The 16,850-nt window shown below is 54.0% G+C and carries 15 protein-coding genes, 1 tRNA gene and 2 pseudogenes; 9 read left to right on the forward strand and 9 right to left on the reverse strand.

The window, feature by feature from the left end:
• From AC2A1E_RS10915 to AC2A1E_RS10935, 5 genes and pseudogenes are all read right to left on the reverse strand, one after another.
• On the reverse strand, nt 1-1,460 hold a 1,460-nt coding region (locus AC2A1E_RS10915), incomplete at its 3' end, for a T6SS effector BTH_I2691 family protein (protein ID WP_484383764.1).
• The gene (locus AC2A1E_RS10920; RefSeq protein WP_484383765.1) at nt 1,450-2,382 is read right to left on the reverse strand and encodes a hypothetical protein; all 933 of its coding nucleotides are present in this window, start codon (nt 2,380-2,382) and stop codon (nt 1,450-1,452) included. The genes AC2A1E_RS10920 and AC2A1E_RS10915, both read right to left, overlap by 11 nt.
• A gap of 11 nt (nt 2,383-2,393) precedes the next feature.
• Entirely contained in the window at nt 2,394-4,733 is a 2,340-nt protein-coding gene (locus AC2A1E_RS10925; RefSeq protein ID WP_484383766.1) for a type VI secretion system Vgr family protein, read from the reverse strand.
• A 567-nt stretch (nt 4,734-5,300) separates the two neighbouring features.
• Complete coding sequence (locus AC2A1E_RS10930; protein ID WP_484383767.1) at nt 5,301-5,639, reverse strand: hypothetical protein; 339 nt, start codon at nt 5,637-5,639, stop codon at nt 5,301-5,303.
• A gap of 148 nt (nt 5,640-5,787) precedes the next feature.
• A pseudogene (locus AC2A1E_RS10935) lies at nt 5,788-6,087 on the reverse strand (alpha/beta hydrolase); the annotation flags it as partial.
• 312 nt (nt 6,088-6,399) lie between these two features.
• Here AC2A1E_RS10935 and AC2A1E_RS10940 point away from each other — a divergent pair.
• Together AC2A1E_RS10940 and AC2A1E_RS10945 are read left to right on the forward strand one after the other, a co-directional pair.
• Nucleotides 6,400-7,566, forward strand: a complete 1,167-nt coding sequence (locus AC2A1E_RS10940; protein ID WP_484383768.1) for an aldo/keto reductase — start codon at nt 6,400-6,402, stop codon at nt 7,564-7,566.
• 34 nt (nt 7,567-7,600) lie between these two features.
• Nucleotides 7,601-8,334: pseudogene (locus AC2A1E_RS10945) on the forward strand (tyrosine-type recombinase/integrase); the annotation flags it as partial.
• 21 nt (nt 8,335-8,355) lie between these two features.
• Here AC2A1E_RS10945 and AC2A1E_RS10950 read toward each other — a convergent pair.
• Together AC2A1E_RS10950 and AC2A1E_RS10955 are read right to left on the reverse strand one after the other, a co-directional pair.
• Nucleotides 8,356-8,432, reverse strand: a tRNA-Arg gene (locus tag AC2A1E_RS10950).
• Between the two features lie 198 nt (nt 8,433-8,630).
• Complete coding sequence (locus AC2A1E_RS10955; RefSeq protein WP_484383769.1) at nt 8,631-8,843, reverse strand: hypothetical protein; 213 nt, start codon at nt 8,841-8,843, stop codon at nt 8,631-8,633.
• Nucleotides 8,844-9,084: 241 nt separating this feature from the next.
• Between AC2A1E_RS10955 and folD the strand changes: the two genes are divergently transcribed.
• Together folD and ybcJ are read left to right on the forward strand one after the other, a co-directional pair.
• Nucleotides 9,085-9,951: a bifunctional methylenetetrahydrofolate dehydrogenase/methenyltetrahydrofolate cyclohydrolase FolD gene (folD, locus tag AC2A1E_RS10960; protein ID WP_484383770.1), complete on the forward strand. Its 867-nt coding sequence runs from the start codon at nt 9,085-9,087 to the stop codon at nt 9,949-9,951.
• An 11-nt stretch (nt 9,952-9,962) separates the two neighbouring features.
• A complete protein-coding gene (gene ybcJ / locus AC2A1E_RS10965) occupies nt 9,963-10,175 on the forward strand; it encodes a ribosome-associated protein YbcJ (RefSeq protein WP_024913949.1) in 213 nt (70 codons plus the stop codon).
• Between the two features lie 70 nt (nt 10,176-10,245).
• Here the strand turns inward: ybcJ and cysS are convergent, their stop codons facing one another.
• Nucleotides 10,246-11,631 carry a cysteine--tRNA ligase gene (gene cysS, locus AC2A1E_RS10970; RefSeq protein WP_484383771.1) on the reverse strand — a complete coding sequence of 462 codons (1,386 nt, stop codon included), beginning with the start codon at nt 11,629-11,631 and terminating at the stop codon, nt 10,246-10,248.
• A 358-nt stretch (nt 11,632-11,989) separates the two neighbouring features.
• Here cysS and ppiB point away from each other — a divergent pair, with 358 nt between their 5' ends.
• From ppiB to AC2A1E_RS10995, 5 genes are all read left to right on the forward strand, one after another.
• A complete protein-coding gene (gene ppiB / locus AC2A1E_RS10975; RefSeq protein WP_484383772.1) occupies nt 11,990-12,484 on the forward strand; it encodes a peptidylprolyl isomerase B in 495 nt (164 codons plus the stop codon).
• Between the two features lie 10 nt (nt 12,485-12,494).
• Complete coding sequence (locus AC2A1E_RS10980; protein WP_484383773.1) at nt 12,495-13,217, forward strand: UDP-2,3-diacylglucosamine diphosphatase; 723 nt, start codon at nt 12,495-12,497, stop codon at nt 13,215-13,217.
• A 129-nt stretch (nt 13,218-13,346) separates the two neighbouring features.
• Complete coding sequence (gene purE / locus AC2A1E_RS10985; protein ID WP_484383774.1) at nt 13,347-13,871, forward strand: 5-(carboxyamino)imidazole ribonucleotide mutase; 525 nt, start codon at nt 13,347-13,349, stop codon at nt 13,869-13,871.
• The gene (gene purK, locus AC2A1E_RS10990) at nt 13,868-14,935 is read left to right on the forward strand and encodes a 5-(carboxyamino)imidazole ribonucleotide synthase (protein WP_484383775.1); all 1,068 of its coding nucleotides are present in this window, start codon (nt 13,868-13,870) and stop codon (nt 14,933-14,935) included. Before purE ends, purK begins: the two co-directional genes overlap by 4 nt.
• 287 nt (nt 14,936-15,222) lie before the next feature.
• Nucleotides 15,223-15,924: a fimbrial biogenesis chaperone gene (locus AC2A1E_RS10995; RefSeq protein ID WP_484383776.1), complete on the forward strand. Its 702-nt coding sequence runs from the start codon at nt 15,223-15,225 to the stop codon at nt 15,922-15,924.
• Here AC2A1E_RS10995 and AC2A1E_RS11000 read toward each other — a convergent pair.
• Nucleotides 15,917-16,849 carry a serine/threonine protein kinase gene (locus tag AC2A1E_RS11000; protein WP_484383777.1) on the reverse strand — a complete coding sequence of 311 codons (933 nt, stop codon included), beginning with the start codon at nt 16,847-16,849 and terminating at the stop codon, nt 15,917-15,919. The genes AC2A1E_RS10995 and AC2A1E_RS11000 overlap by 8 nt on opposite strands.
• Nucleotide 16,850: the final 1 nt, after the last annotated feature.

Raw genomic sequence — 16,850 nt, forward strand, 5'->3', positions numbered from 1 at the left:
ACCTGAAAGGCCGGGGTCTTCAGATATTCACCGTATTCATCAGAACCAAAACCCGACTTCAGATAAGAATAACCGCTGGTACCTCCAAAAACTGTCCCCAACATGGTGGGAGTCGGCCCCATAAATCCAATATATGCAGGAGAGTCGGCAGTTTTTAGCCACCCATCCCACACGGCATTCATCGCTTGCTCCTGTGAACCTCCCTGAAGGCAGGAGGTTACCGTGGCAAACTGCGCAGCCCAACTTGCCGCGCTCGTTTCAGGCGAATAGTCATGCCTTATGACTGCCAACCACAATAAAGACTGGTACCACGCCGCCAGGTCTTTACCTATTGCCTCAATCCTTTCCTGCCAGCGTTTCATTCGCCCTTCATAATTGGTCGCAAAAGAGGCTCTGGCTTTTTCGTTATAGCTTTTCTGCAAGCGGGTGTATTGCTCAGCCCAGGTTTCTTGAGCTACCTGCTCCTTAGGGATGACTTGGCCCCCCCAGACAGTAGGCATATCGGTAGGGGCTTGATAACGAGGCTGACTGTTATCTTCTATCGCCTTTTTCAGGCTGTTCATATACCCCTCAATAGCTCGGGAGATCAGCGATTTGTGTAACACCCCCGGCGTTTCGTTATACAACTGTCCGGCTTCCACTATTTGCATACGGCTATTATTCAGTTCCTGAACGATGCCGACCGGATCTTCGAGTGCAATAGCAGCTATTTGGCAATGATATTTCATGTTCAGTTGGGAAATGCGTATCCCCAAGGCCATCTCGCTATCCAGACGTGGATAAAAACCGTGTGCGCCGCCCAGAGGTTCACCGGCCACTTTCTCCGTATTCGAAAAAAGTTTGGTAGCAAATTCCGCCACATTGGCTTTCAGCGCAGAAAGCGATGGATCCAGTGCCAACGCCTCTGGCACGCTGGCCGGGTTGGCTCTCAGTGCAGCCAGGGAAATCTGTGTAAAGCGCGTTACAGGGCGTTTGCCGCTTCTATACTCATCCAGAACGTCTGCATTCCACGGATCGCTACTGAACGCCAACCACGCCTGGTGATATTTTTTGTCATCGATGTTGATAAAGCTGGCCGCGATCTCGTGCCCATGCGTCAGACAAGCCTGACTCAGCGGCTTAACGGTGTTGCCTTCCGGCATCGCCAACGGGTTGAACTGGCGCAGATAACCTTCCGCTGTGACCTCGTAGCCCTGCCACACAGTTTTATCCAGCAGTACATACAGATACCCCATACGCAGGGTACGCAGGACGTACTTGAACTCCCCCCCGGTAAGCTCCGCATCCTGTTTAGGAACGGCAGGTTTCCAGTTGGAATTCAGCAGCGCTTTCGGCACCGCCGCCACGCGTAGCGGAAATATTGGCAAGCCACTGCGCTGACAGGCCTTACAACCGGATGGGGTGGATGTTGCCTGCTGGCTGGCCGCAGCGTTCTGGCTGACCTGATCTTTAAGCCCCATGGCGGTCTATTCCTTTATCATTGTACTGTTGCAGCGTTGTCGTATTTTCCAGTTCCTGCCAGACGGCGTCCGGTAACTCGTTTAAAAGCTGCGTGAAACGCTGAGCCGGATCACCAATCGCCTGCTGTAACAAGCGCCTGATGGCGGGATGCTGTTCGATATCCACAGATAATGTCAGGCGATTCAGGGCTAGAAAATGGCGATCGTCATGATCGGTAAGCCCGGTTTTGGCGGTTTCCTGCCAGGCATTTGCCGCCCGCATACCCGCATCATCAGGTAAAGCAGGATTAACCCGTTGCCAGGCAAACAGGAGTTGCCAGATAGACCGGATTTCCTGCTGTACTTTTTCAATACCCCAATTCAAACTCCAGCGCTCTTCACGGGCTTCTCCAGCCTGACAGGTGATATCGCCTGAAGTCTTCACGTACCACCAGTGGCTTACAGGCCAGACAATACCTGCCAGTTGCTCTTGTGAGCTCATGGCCTGCAACAGTTCAAAGCGTAGGGGTTCAAACAACGGAATAAAACTGTGATCTGTCAGTTGATTGCACTGCTCTGCAAGAGCATTTGCCAGTTGCACTGGAGGCAGCGTGCTGCATAACCAGGCACACAGGTAACGTTTTTCATGCCACGCCTCACTGCGGGCATATTCCTCCGAGCCCGCAAGCCACGAAAAATCACAACGCTCACCCGGCGAGGCCAGTAAAACGAGCTGCGGACAATGCTGGGGGGAATACGCCAAATCGCGGCGCAGCACCGGAATGACGGCACGCTCACCCAGCACGCTGCGTAATGTAGGCAAGTACAGAGGGTTGATATCTGAAACGGTTTTCAGTGGGTCCAGCAACAAATAGCGGTACTCCCCCTGTTGCTTTTCCAACCTCTCTATCAGGGTATCACCCTGAGCATTCTGCATTTCCATCGGCACCTCCATCACATGGCCTGCTCAACACATTTCGCTTCAGGCGGTAACGTTGGCGGGGATGCCTGATAACTCTGCGCCCCCAGTTGGTTCAGGCTGGCACACTTGATGTTGACCTCACCCGGCGAGAGGAGCGTCACCCCGGAGCTTTCAATCACCAGGGCGGTCTGCCCGCAGGCCAGGGTGATTTTTTTACTGGCCTGAATATACACCTCATCATCTTTACTGATGATTTTCATGTCCTTGAGTGAGGTGAGCGCCATAGCATCGCCCTGCGCCTGAATGTCGACCTTGCCTTTGTTGGCATACATTTTTATGCCCAGGGTTTTCGCAAACAGGCTGATGATTTCACCAGCCGCCACAGTAAATTTCTTGAAGACGCTGAAATCACTGTTCTCCGCCGATGTCTGGATAAAATTGCTGCCGGTGCTGATTTGAATGCTCTGCGGCGAGACTTGCGCAATCCCCGCCGGGGCACTCATTAACAACACGGACTGCTGAAGGTCTTTGAGCGAAGATTCCAACAGCGCTTTCTGCGCCTGGATTTCAGCCAGTTCTGCCTGGGCAGTCTGTACCGCGTTACTGAGTGATGTGGCCAGCCCCAGCGCCTGCTGCAGAGCGTCCAGCGCCGGTTGCATCTCCAGCACTTTCCCTTGTGCCTTCGCCTGCCCATCGGCGCTCATGAAGATGCCTTTCTCCGCCCGGATGGCCCCAAACAGGTCGGTGCGCAGCTCAAACCCTTCACCGCGCTGCTGCTTCTCGCTGTCTACCAGGTGCCCCAGGTTCAGTTGGCTCTTGCCACCGTACTCGGTACTGAGCTTGATATGCTCCTGATTTCTCGTGTCGTCCAGCCTGAGTTTGTTGTTGGCCGGAGTGCGCAGCACGTTGCGCTTGTAGTTGCGGATGGTCACATGGTCAACGTGCGCCGAATCATGCAGAACGTGCGCGATGTAAGGGCGGTCCGGATTGCCATCTTCGTACGCAATCGCCACTTCCGTTCCTGCCAAAAGTGGAAGATGGAGTCCATAGACGTCTCCCGCATACGGACGGGCCTGCCGCACCCACAGGCTTTCATAACCCGGCTCCCAACTGTCTCGGTCGAACAGCATGTTCACCCGGTAACGTCCGTCTTTGTCGATATGGCCGTAGATATCATTGGCGGTGGTGCTGGTCACCCGTGCCGGTAGCGTGCCTGCCATCTTGGGTTTGGGGAGCAACGCCGGGCGGAAACCGTAATCCTCGGAATAAGGGATGGCCTCAAACGCCACTTCATAACTGCGGTCGCGCCGTGCTGAACTGGTGGTACGCACGATAACCACGCCCTGGGCAAACGCAGCAGGGGCATAACTGCCCGTCACCTTTAGCTCTACACCTGGCACCAATGTTGCGGTGTTGGCCACGCCGGTGAACCGGGCCTGGGCGTTCAGGTAGCGCTCATGGCGCAGACGGGCATAAAAGGCCCCGCTTTCCGGCTCCGGGTCACGCCCTTCGCTGCCTGCGGTCAGATAATTGTCGGCGTAATGATAGGCCTCCCCGTAGGTGGTGGCGTCACCCCGGGTCACATCCACTTGGCTGCTCAGGTCGGCGGTGGCGGTGCGGTAGTTGTAATCGTGGGTGCTGACCGATTTCTCCACCACCTGATGGGCGCTGGACAGGTCCCAGACCGAGTCCGCGCCGCTGTCGTGCATACCGGAAGGCGGCACCGCCTGCAACATCATCCCCTGTTGGTAATGCCGCTGGTCGTCGTAAAACTCCACCACGTCGATATTGAGCTTCGGGTCGGCGGTAAAGCGGAACCAGATACCCACCTCGGCCAGCAGGCGTGAGATAAAGGTCAGGTCATCTTCACCATACTGCATCACCTGTTCGCGGCGCGGATACTCATGAGCCAGCGTGAAGACAAAATCCTGCCCGCGCATGTCGTGGCGCTCACGCAGGATTTTCTCCACAATGCCCGGCACCGAGATGTCCTGATAAATCGCATTCTGATGGCTGCGCGACAGCAACGCCAGGCGCGGTTGCAGGCAGACTTCGTAGTGGCTTTCGTCGCGCGAGGTAGAGAGGCGCTTGAAGCCGGTGACCACCCCTTGAATCACCCGCTGAGGTTGTTGGACGGACACACCAAAGGCCTCCATCACCGGGGCCTGCAGGGTGAAGGCGGCGTCCTGCATCAGCATAGTGTCCGGGGCGATGGCCTTGTCGCGGCTGGTGAACTGGATAGCGTAACGGAACGGGGCGCTCAGCGCGTCCTCACCGGTAAATCCCAGCACATCTATTTGAGCATTGTTGCCGCGGACCGCTAATTTGTGGTGACTGTGGTCGAAAAATAGCGCGGTGGACAGTTCACTCATCTTTTTTCTCCATAAAATTCGAGCGTGACGCCCGCGTCCTTAATCCCAATGCAACATCAGCCTAGCGGAGGTGTAATTCGCCACTCTAAAGCGGAGCAACATGACTGACCTGAGGTAACCCACGCCTGATTGGATGAGTCTGTACACACAGCCAGAGGTTAACACGAACTTTCAGCATCTGAGGTTGCTAGACCCCAAACATAAAATTCCCTGTCTTATGACACAGTGATGAACAATGGCTCGATACTTTCAACCACGGGGTAATAGACCAAACAATCGATTGAAAATCAACGTGAAAACACAAAAGCCTGTCATCAAAATATGGGACTCCCCTTCGACGTGACAAATACCTTTCCTTATACCCGCGGCAACGACAGCGGCTATTCTGTTAATGTTTATATTCCCTGGTTTATAAGGTTGATTGCCCGTTAACGCAGTTCATGAATTGATTGGGCTGACGGCACCCTGTGTTGATGCCACACCGGCTTTAATTCCACAGTTGGATATGTTGCCGTCGCTCCCACCTCCATCCAGGGTGAAGGTTGCCACGCACATCCCCTGATTGGCTCACACCGTATCAGAATGCCACACAATCACTGCCCATGACGGCAGCGACAGGGCAGACAACCCCGCCAGCAGAGCCGTATTCACTAACGCTTTTCTTATCACTGTTTTTTCCTCTTTAGCATGAAACAAGTTGTGGGGCACCTTCATCTCCTTGATTTGGACATGATGATGATGCTCCAGTAACCCGCTAGCAGCCCCAGGGGGATCCTCACAAAGGGGGACGATGGGCTGGATAATTGCGTTGTTTACGGCAGCCAGTGCCCTGATGGCGCTGCCCCTCCAAATAAAAAAATAATCATCAGCTAACGTCCCCCGTTTCGGTTTATGAATTTCATTCATAGCGCCTATTTAATGAGCGTAATTATCTTTCATCACATCTTCGTTAATCTGAGCAAATAAGTACGGGATAAGCCGATACCCCGCAGGGATTATCGACGGATACGGTTTAAATATTCTTATCAAAGAAGACGTCTGATTTTTGCATTGCCTAGTAAACGTATTTAGGAACCCAATACGTCTTGATATGAGTAGCACCATCGATCAGTAAGAGTTCTTTGTCCTTCGTGCCGGTGGCTTTAGCGAACGCATCTTCAGTCATATAGAGCGTATCCGCTTTAGTACTGGCAATCATCAGCAGTGGTTTATTGATGAGATTGATATGGTCCGTCACGTCAAAGCTCATCAAATCTAACAAGCTGCTTGTGATGTATTTAAACGTTGAGTTCGGATGTGCGTGGGTTTTCCAGTAGTACTCGTAGCCCTGTCGATATAAGGCAAAAGGTAATTTATCCTCGATACGATTAGCCGGTTTGCCGTGAGTCGCATTGCACTTATAAGCGTGAATTTCATGGTTTCTCCCGCTGAGTGTCAGCCTGGTTATGCAAGCTCGCAGAATCAAATTTGCAGTCTCAGATTAGGGGGCGAGGGTTGTCAGCATCGTGACAGGAAAATAACATTTTTTTCAGGAAACGGACTGGGATGGATAAGTGTTTCTGACAACGCTGTCAGGTAACCGTCAGCTTTATGTTGGTAATCAGTAGGTAGAATGTTCTCGCTTAGATGAGATTCATGGTCAATTTTCTGAGAAAAGGAGCGATCAATGAAAAGCCAGAATGCCCCAACAATGCCAGAGCGACGCAAGCTATTAGTCACCGGGGCGGGTATTGCCGCCGCCTCGCTGATTCCACACGTATCGGCGGCGAGCCAATCCTCTCGGGGCGATTCATCCAGACAAACCAGCCAACGCCCTGCGGCTCCGGGCAAGCGTAAACTTGGGAAGCTGGAAGTCTCAGCCGTCGGTCTGGGCGTGCAGAACATGAGTCGCAAATACGACACGTCTGTTCCCTGGCGTCCCGAGATGGTCAATGTTATCCACCGGGCATTTGATGAAGGTGTGACATTCTTCGACGCTGCTGAAGCCTACGGCCCCTTTGAAGTAGAAAAAATTCTCGGGGAAGGCGTCGCCCCATTCAGGGACAAAATCGTTATCGCCACTAAGTTTGGCTGGAACATTGATCAGGAGACAGGTAAGCGCCTGCCGGGCCTTAACAGCAGACCGGAGCATATCAGACAGGTCGTCGAAAATATGCTCAAACGCCTGCGTACCGATCGTATCGATTTACTGTATCAACACCGGGTCGATCCACAGATCCCGATCGAAGATGTCGCCGGTGTGGTTAAAGATTTAATGGATCAAGGGAAAGTCCTGCACTGGGGTCTGTCTGAAATGGGCATCAACACGCTGAGACGCGCCCATGCGGCATTACCCATCACTGCCGTACAAAGTGAATACTCCATGCTCTGGCGCGGCCCTGAAAAACATGTGCTCCCTGTATGTGAAGAGCTGGGAATTGGGTTTGTGCCATGGAGTCCACTCGGCGTGCAGTTTTTAACAGGCTGGATTGGTGAGAATACCCGGTTCGCTGCCGGTGATTTCCGCGCGACAGAAACACGCTTCTCGCCTGACAACCTTCCACACAACTTACAACTGGTTGAGCTACTGAAATCCTGGGCAATAAGAAAAAATGCCGCACCGGGCCAGATTGCGCTGGCATGGCTCCTGGCCCGTAAATCCTGGATAGTCCCCATCCCTGGCACCACCAATAAAGACCATATGCTGCTAAACACAGCGGCTACCGGCGTGTCGCTGACTGCCGCAGAGATGACCGAGCTCACCCGCTCACTGGATGCCATCACTATCCAGGGTCAACGTCTGCCGGATGCCGTGCAGCTCTATTCAGATGTTGAAGCACCGTTGAAAAGTTAAGAATGTGATGTTGCCGGGGATGGATGGCTACAGGGTGCTGGCTGCTACGCGCAGTCAGCACCTTTCATTTATACGGGGGTTGCTAAAAATAGCCGCTAATGAATGGAAATGGTTGCGTAAAGTTCCAGTGATAAAAGTGAGAAAGCCGATAAGCAAGCGCGTTCGATGGCTGACGAAGGAAGAGGTCACAACGCTAATTAAGTCCATGCCAGATAGCTTTCGCCATATCGTCGTTTTTTCCCTAGCTACCGGCCTGCGGCGTTCCAACATAATCAATCTGGAATGGTCGCAGGTCGATATGCAGAGAAAGGTAGCGTGGATTCATCCGGAGGATGCAAAGGCGGGAAAGGCAATTGGTGTGGCACTCAACAACACAGCTTGCAAGGTACTGCGGGATCAGATGAGGCGGCACTCCCGCTTTTTTTGTTCACACCAAGGCTAGAAAAATAAAAGAGGGGGATCACCGCGGCAATTAGGAAATTGAGGGTTGATGATAATTCTGCGTGGAATACAGGAAAGCGTCGCGCAGGGATAACAGACTTCCGATTTCATGATCTGCGACATATGTGGGCAAGCTGGCTGGTTCAGGCAGGTGTACCGCTTTCTGCTTTGCAAGAAATGAGTGGATGGGAAAGCATAGAAATGGTTCAACGCTACGCGCACCTCTCCCCTTCTCATTTAACCGAACATGTGAGAAAAATTGACGAAGTCTTGGCGGGCGATGTCACTAATCTGGCACTTTTGGAAAATGTAGCAAATGAAAAATAGAGGTAACTATATGATTCTTAATGGTACGCCCTACAGGGCTCGAACCTGTGACCTACGGCTTAGAAGGCCGTTGCTCTATCCAACTGAGCTAAGGGCGCATTGAAATGCGGATGCGGCAACCGAGGTTGCGGAGTTGGATTATACGGTCAGAGGTTAGCGAGTCAATGCCTTTTCATGATGTGGCAGCGGCTGGCGTACTTTATGGTGATTTTTCGCACACAAAATAGAAAGATCCCGCCTAACGCAATGATATGCCTGCGCTAATCCCTGTTATCACGCGGAGCGCCGTACAAGAGTCAAAATCGGCCCTTTCTGTACCATTGCACCACGCGCCAACTCCAGGAAGGGCGCTCCGGCTTCGCTTTGCCTAGCTGATGCAGCATCTGCAACAACGCCACCGGCGCCGGATGCAGTGACGAATCAAATACCGTTTCACCAATATGCCGTTGTTCATCCTGCTGATGCTCAATGGGTCGATGCAATGGATAAAGCCGAGTAATGGTCATCATGATTCAGGCTCCGTAACGCTGCGGCACAACGAAATACCCTGGGGTGCTAGAGAAAAGGGTAAGGCAGAGAAGATAAAAGAAGCGTAGAGGATCACTCTGTTGATATAAAAAAATTATAAATCGTAACGCAATCGTCGGCCTATTCTCGGCATAACGCTGATTCAACGCCTGACAGCGCGCCTCTCTTCTGACAAAATAGTCACATTCCCCCGCTTTTCTTAAATGATGGATTTCCTCACTGATGTCAGCAAAGATTATTGATGGTAAAACGATTGCGCAGCAGGTTAGAAACGAAGTGGCTGAGCAAGTTAAACAACGTCTGGCAGCAGGCAAACGTGCTCCGGGCTTGGCGGTGGTGCTGGTTGGTGAGAATCCGGCCTCGCAGATTTATGTCGCCAGCAAACGCAAAGCCTGCGAAGAAGTGGGCTTTATCTCCCGTTCTTACGATCTGCCCGCCACCACCACCGAACCTGAACTGCTGGCGTTGATCGATAAGCTGAATGCCGACGGCGAAATTGACGGCATCCTGGTGCAGCTCCCCCTGCCCGCCGGGATCGATAATGTCAAAGTGCTGGAACGCATCCATCCCGATAAGGACGTGGACGGTTTCCACCCTTACAACGTTGGCCGCTTGTGCCAGCGCGCGCCGAAGCTGCGCCCTTGCACCCCACGCGGCATTGTCACGCTGCTGGAGCGCTATAACATCGATGCTTATGGCCTGAACGCCGTAGTGGTTGGCGCTTCCAACATCGTTGGCCGCCCGATGAGCATGGAGCTGTTACTGGCTGGTTGCACTACCACTGTCACCCATCGTTTCACCAAAAACCTGCGCCATCATATCGAACATGCCGATCTGCTGATCGTCGCCGTCGGTAAGCCGGGCTTTATTCCCGGTGAGTGGATCAAACCCGGTGCGATCGTGATCGATGTCGGCATCAACCGCCTGGAAAGTGGTAAAGTGGTCGGCGACGTGGATTTTGAAGCCGCAAGCCAGCGCGCGTCCTACATTACCCCGGTTCCGGGTGGCGTTGGCCCCATGACCGTGGCTACACTGATCCAAAATACCTTGCAAGCCTGCGAGGAATATCACGACGTTCAACCTAAATAAGTTAAGGCAGTATGGAAATTTTTAATCTGGAAAATCACCCTCACGTCGAGCTGTGCGATCTGCTGAAGTTTCAGGGCTGGTGTGAGAGCGGTGGTGCCGCCAAAGAGGCGATCGCCGAAGGGCACGTTAAAGTTAACGGCCAAGTAGAAACGCGTAAGCGCTGCAAGATCGTTGATGGCCAGAAGGTCAGCTATAAAGGCATGAACGTCACGGTTAAAGCCTGATCGTTCAAGCAGCAAAAAGAAAGCCGGGTGGCTCGCGCTCCCCGGCTTTTTAATTATCTTGCTGCTAATGCTACTTACGGCGCCAGGTTGTCCCCTGCGGGCCATCTTCCAGCACGATGTTCATCTCATTCAAACGATCGCGCGCCGCATCGGCCATTGCCCAATCTTTGGCAAGGCGTGCATCTTTACGCTGCTTGATAAGCGCTTCAATTTCGGCCACTTCAGCGTCATCCGTTTGCGCACCGCTTTGCAGGAACTGTTCAGGATCCTGTTGCAGCAGGCCCAACACCTTCGCCAACTTACGCAGTTCTGCCGCCAGCCCGTTCGCCGCCGCCAAATCTTCGCTCTTCAGGCGGTTCACTTCGCGCGCCAGATCAAACAGCGCTGAATAGGCTTCTGGCGTATTGAAGTCATCGTCCATCGCTTCGCGGAAGCGGGCTTCAAAGGCTTCACCGCCGGCTGGCTGCGCATTAACATCGGTGCCGCGTAGTGCGGTGTATAAACGTTCGAGCGAAGCACGCGCCTGCTTCAGGTTATCTTCGCTGTAGTTCAGCTGGCTGCGATAGTGGCCAGACATCAGGAAGTAACGCACGGTTTCCGCATCGTAATAGGCCAGCACGTCGCGAATGGTGAAGAAGTTGTTCAATGATTTGGACATCTTCTCTTTATCGATCATCACCATACCGGAGTGCATCCAGTAATTGACGTACGGGCCGTCATGCGCACAGCTGGACTGCGCAATCTCGTTCTCATGGTGCGGGAACATCAGATCGGAACCGCCACCGTGAATATCGAAATGGGTGCCAAGCTGTTTGCCATTCATCGCCGAGCACTCAATGTGCCAGCCTGGGCGGCCAGCGCCCCATGGGGATTCCCAGCTTGGTTCGCCCGGTTTGGACATTTTCCACAGCACAAAGTCCATTGGGTTGCGTTTCACCTCGTCCACTTCCACACGCGCACCGGCCTGCAACTGTTCCAGATCCTGGCGCGACAGCAAGCCGTAGTCTGGATCGCTGTCGATAGAGAACATCACATCGCCGTTGCTGGCGACATACGCGTGATCGCGCGCGATCAAACGCTGGGTGATCTCGATAATTTCGTGAATATGGTGCGTAGCGCGCGGTTCCAGATCCGGGCGCTCGATCAGCAGCGAATCAAAATCCGCATGCATCTCTGCCAGCATCCGCGTGGTCAGTTGATCGCAGGTTTCGCCGTTCTCTGCGGCGCGGCGGATAATTTTATCGTCTACGTCGGTGACGTTACGCACGTGGTTGAGCGAATAACCGAGATAACGCAGGTAGCGCGCCACCACGTCAAAAGCCACAAAGGTACGCCCGTGGCCGATGTGACACAGGTCATAAATGGTTACCCCGCACACGTACATGCCCACTTTACCGGCATGAATAGGCTTGAATTCCTCTTTTTGACGACTCAGGGTATTGAAGATCTTTAGCATCAGGGCATTCCGTGGTGTGCAATGTTGATCGGGTTAATCAACGTATTGAAACCCGAAAAGCTGAGCTAATGCAAGGTTAAGCCCAAGGATTGCTGATTTCAGCGGCAGAAAATCAGAGTTCCGCCCACGGGGCAAGCGGCAAGCTGCTGACTGATTAATTGAGATATGTTATAAAGCCGGTCTGATCGCTCACGTCTCTATACCCGTCATACTTCAAGTTGCTTGGGTGTTGACTGCCTTCACTCACCCCAGTCACTTACTTGAGTAAGCTCCTGGGGCTTCGTTCAGTTGCCGCCTACAAGCAACTCGAATTATTTTGGGTATATATGACACATCACTTCATTGCTAGGACTAAACTATGGTTACTTTCCACACCAATCACGGCGACATCGTTATCAAAACTTTCGCTGAGCAAGCGCCGGTCACCGTTGAAAACTTCCTGAGTTACTGCCGTGAAGGTTTCTACGACAACACCATCTTCCACCGGGTGATTAATGGTTTCATGGTGCAGGGCGGTGGTTTTGAAGCTGGCATGCGTCAGAAAGACACCAAAGCAACCATCAAAAACGAAGCCAACAACGGCCTGAAAAACACCCGTGGCACCTTGGCGATGGCGCGCACTAACGATCCACACTCTGCTACCGCACAGTTCTTTATCAACGTGGTTGATAACGACTTCCTGAACTTCCGTGCCGAAAATGCCCAGGGTTGGGGTTATTGCGTGTTCGCCGAAGTGGCTGAAGGCCTGGACGTGGTCGACAAAATCAAAGGCGTAAAAACCGGCCGCAGCGGCATGCACCAGGACGTGCCGGTGGAAGATGTAGTGATCACCAGCGTCACCATCAGCGAGTAATCGTCGCCGCATGAGCACGCTGTTTATCGCAGACTTGCATTTATGCGCACAGGAACCGGCAATCACTGCCGGTTTTCTGCGTTTTTTGCAGCGTGAAGCCGTTCACGCCGACGCGTTATACATTCTGGGCGATCTGTTCGAAGCCTGGATTGGTGACGACGACCCTGAGCCGTTGCACGCTGAGATCGCCGCCGCGTTAAACGCGCTGCAATTGGCTGGCACCCCCTGCTATTTTATTCACGGTAATCGCGATTTTCTGCTCGGCGAGCGTTTTGCCCAGGCCAGCGGCATGACCCTGCTGCCGGAACAGCAGGTGATCGATCTGTATGGCCGCAGAATCCTGATCATGCACGGCGATACTTTGTGTACCGACGATCAGGCCTATCAAGAATTCCGCCGTAAAGTGCATAACACCTGGATCCAGAAACTGTTCTTGGCTCTGCCGTTGCGCTGGCGTTTGAAGATCGCCGCCAAAATGCGTGCACGCAGCCAACAGACCAATAAGTACAAATCTGAAGCGATCATGGACGTCAACCCGCAGGCCGTTGAGCAAGCGATGCTGCACAGCAACGTGCACTGGCTGATCCACGGGCACACCCATCGCCCGGCGATCCACCCGCTTATGCTGAGTACCGGCAACGCCCAGCGTGCAGTGCTAGGGGCCTGGCACGTGGAAGGTTCCATGATTAAAGTGACGCCAGAAGCCGTTGAACTGATCGCATTCCCTTTCTGACAATAGAGCGCTTTTGGCAGCAAAAACCAACGACGCAACCGTTTTCCTCGCCATACACTCATGATATGCTCTACGCCCTCATCCGGCCTGCCGGGCCGACCTCTGTACAACGACAGGAGCCATATCCACATGGGAGCCAACGCTGCTTCAGCCACCAATGCTGAGGTTAAAATCGCAATTGTAATGGGATCAAAAAGTGACTGGGCCACCATGCAGTTTGCGGCCGAAGTTCTGACTATGCTCGAAGTCCCGTTCCATGTCGAAGTCGTCTCCGCCCATCGCACGCCAGATAAACTGTTCAGCTTTGCCGAACACGCAAGCGCGATCGGTTTTGACGTGATCATCGCCGGTGCCGGTGGTGCAGCGCACCTGCCGGGCATGCTGGCAGCGAAAACGCTGGTTCCGGTGCTGGGTGTTCCGGTGCAAAGCGCCGCGTTGAGCGGTGTCGACAGCCTGTATTCGATTGTGCAGATGCCGCGCGGTATTCCCGTCGGCACGCTGGCGATTGGTAAAGCCGGTGCGGCAAATGCTGGCCTGTTGGCGGCACAAATTCTGGCGCTGCACGACACGGCGCTGGCACAGCGCTTGGCTGCCTGGCGTCAGGCGCAAACTGACGATGTGCTGAATAACCCAGACCCGCGGGAGGAAGCATGAAGCCGGTTTGCGTACTGGGTAACGGCCAACTGGGGCGCATGCTGCGCCAGGCTGGCGAACCTCTGGGGATTACGGTTTATCCGGTGGGCATCGACGCCGAGCCAGAAGCGGTGCCCTATCAGAACAGCGTGATCACCGCCGAGATAGAACGCTGGCCGGAAACTGCGCTAACGCGTGAACTCGCCACCCACAGCAACTTCGTCAACCGCGATATTTTCCCACGCTTGGCCGATCGCCTGACGCAAAAACAGCTGCTCGATCAACTTAATCTGGCCACCGCCCCGTGGCAACTGCTGGCCAGCCGCGATCAATGGCCACAGGTGTTCGCGAATTTGGGCGAACTTGCGATCGTCAAACGCCGCGTCGGCGGTTACGACGGCCGTGGGCAGTGGCGTTTACGCCCGGGCCAGGAAAGCGAATTACCGGCCGATGCCTACGGCGGATGTATTGTTGAGCAAGGGATCAATTTCTCTGGCGAAGTGTCTTTAGTGGGCGCGCGCGGTCATGATGGCCAGTCGGTGTTCTACCCGTTGACCCACAATCTGCATGAAGAGGGTATTCTGCGTACCAGCGTGGTTCTGCCGCAGCCAAACCCGGCGTTGCAGCAGCAGGCAGAGCAGATGCTGTCGGCTATTTTGAATGAATTGAACTACGTTGGCGTGATGGCGATGGAGTGCTTTATCGTCGGCGATCGCCTGTTGATCAACGAACTGGCACCGCGGGTGCACAACAGCGGGCACTGGACGCAAAATGGCGCGTCGATCAGCCAATTCGAATTGCACTTACGTGCCATTCTTGACCTGCCGCTGCCCACGCCGGTGGTGAATACGCCGTCGGTGATGGTCAACCTGATTGGCACCGCGGTGAATCTGCCATGGCTGGCTCTGCCGCTGGTGCATCTGCACTGGTATGAGAAAGAGGTCCGCGCAGGCCGCAAGGTTGGGCACCTGAACCTTAACGATCCTAATGCCGCCTCGTTACAGCAGGCATTGCAAGCCTTGGCACCCTTGCTGCCAGCCGAATACCAAAGTGGTTTGGCCTGGGCGCAGCAAAAACTGGGTTAATGGTTCCCCTAAAAGGCGAGTAATCCCCCACCTATACCCAAAATAATTCGAGTTGCTTGTAGGCGGCAACGGAGTGAAGCCCTAGGAGCATAGATAACTATGTGACTAGGGTGAACGAAGGCAGCCAACACCCAAGCAACTTGAAGTATGAAGGGTATATTCAGCCTCTTCAATCGCCCCCTTTACGGGGGCAAATACCCCTTCACCGTAGCTTTGCCACATTCAACATCGTCTATGCTATTCAATAGCCAGTCTGTGTATCCCTGCATCTGAGTCAGGAGTGTTCTATGTCACTTTTTTCGCCCAATATTCGTCAGGCTTGTACTTTTGCCATGGTTGCCCTGTTCAGTACCGCTGCCACGGCCGACATCTTGCTTAACGGTACCCGTGTGATTTATCTGTCGGATGCCAAAGACGTCAATCTCCGCGTCCAAAACGTTGGCTCATCCTCCGTACTGCTACAAAACTGGATCGATGACGGCGATGCTTACGCCAGACCGGCCGACAGCAAAGCGCCTTTCTTTTTAAGTCCGCCCATGAACCAGCTCGAGCCGGGTAAAAGCCAGATGTTGCGCATCAACTACACCGGTAACCACCTGCCGATGAACAGAGAGTCGCTGTTCTGGCTGAACGTGCTGGAAGTTCCGCCCAAGGGCCAGGTAGAAGCCGACGCTAAACGCCCGCAAATAGCCTTCCGTAACCGTATAAAACTGTTCTATCGCCCGGCAGGTTTACCAGGCGATGCCAATAGTGCTGTCAAAGCGGTGATCTGGAGCACTCAGGGCCGCCGCGTGCAGGCCAACAACCCTACGCCGTATTACGTCTCTTTCGTAAACATGTCGGTCAATGGTAAAAAGCTCGAAGGGACCCTAATGGCCCCCTATTCCACGCAGGTATTAGCTCTGCCAGCCCAGCCAGGCAACAAGGTTAGCGGCAGCTTTGTGAATGATTACGGGTCCATCAGTTCTTTCGACGCGGTGGTTAAATAGCCTCTCTGCGCAGATCAATAGCCAATAACCGGGCAAAGGCAGCGATATCTGGAGGCCGATCGACCGGATTAACCGCCAGCGCACCGTCGATGGCCTGTAAAAACGGCTGGGAATAGCCGGGCAGTTGACGCTGTGCCAAGGGTTGATAGATGTCTTCAATACAGCGCGTCAGGCTGACCGGCGGCAGGCGGCCGGTGATGAGCGTAGACACCAGCGCGCCAATGGAATAGATATCAGACCAGGGGCCGTGGGCATATCCTCCGGTGTTGCAATAGAGTTCCGCCGGGGAGAAGCCGGGTTTTAACACGATGTTGGTCTTTTTCGCGCCATCCGCTGCCAGGAAGCAGGCGGAGCCGAAATCCAGCAAAATCGGCTGATGGTGCTCCTCAACCTGTATGTTGTCCCATGAAATATCCCGATGCAGGCAGCCCTGCTGATGCACCGCCGCCACGGTATGCAGCAGCGAAGCGAGTAACGTTTTGAGCCAAACTTCGGTCACCATCGCAGGGTTCTGCGCGTAGCGTTTTTTCAGGGTGGTGCCGCCGTACAGCGGCGTACTGATGTAAGCGGTGCCATTCTCCTGCCAGAAATCCAGCAGCGGCGGTATACAGGGGTGAGCAAGGCTGCCGAGTATTTTTGCCTCTTGGCGAAAGTAATCCCGCCCGGCGTTAAACGTCGGCAGCAGGAAAGGGTTACGCGGCATCACCAAGCCATCATCGTTGCGCATCGCGATCGCGGTGGGAATATATTCCTTAACGGCGACAACACGTTGTTGCCGATGGTCGAAGGCCCGATAAACAATGCTGAAGCCACCTTCGCCGATCACCTGCTGAATTTCCAACTGCGCAAAGCGATAGCCCGGAGGCAGCGCCTGAGCGCCGCACCCGAACACCTCCGTGGCTGCCCCTGTATAGGCTGTCAGCACG

Source organism: Serratia sp. HNCC26DJ206, from assembly GCF_057180605.1.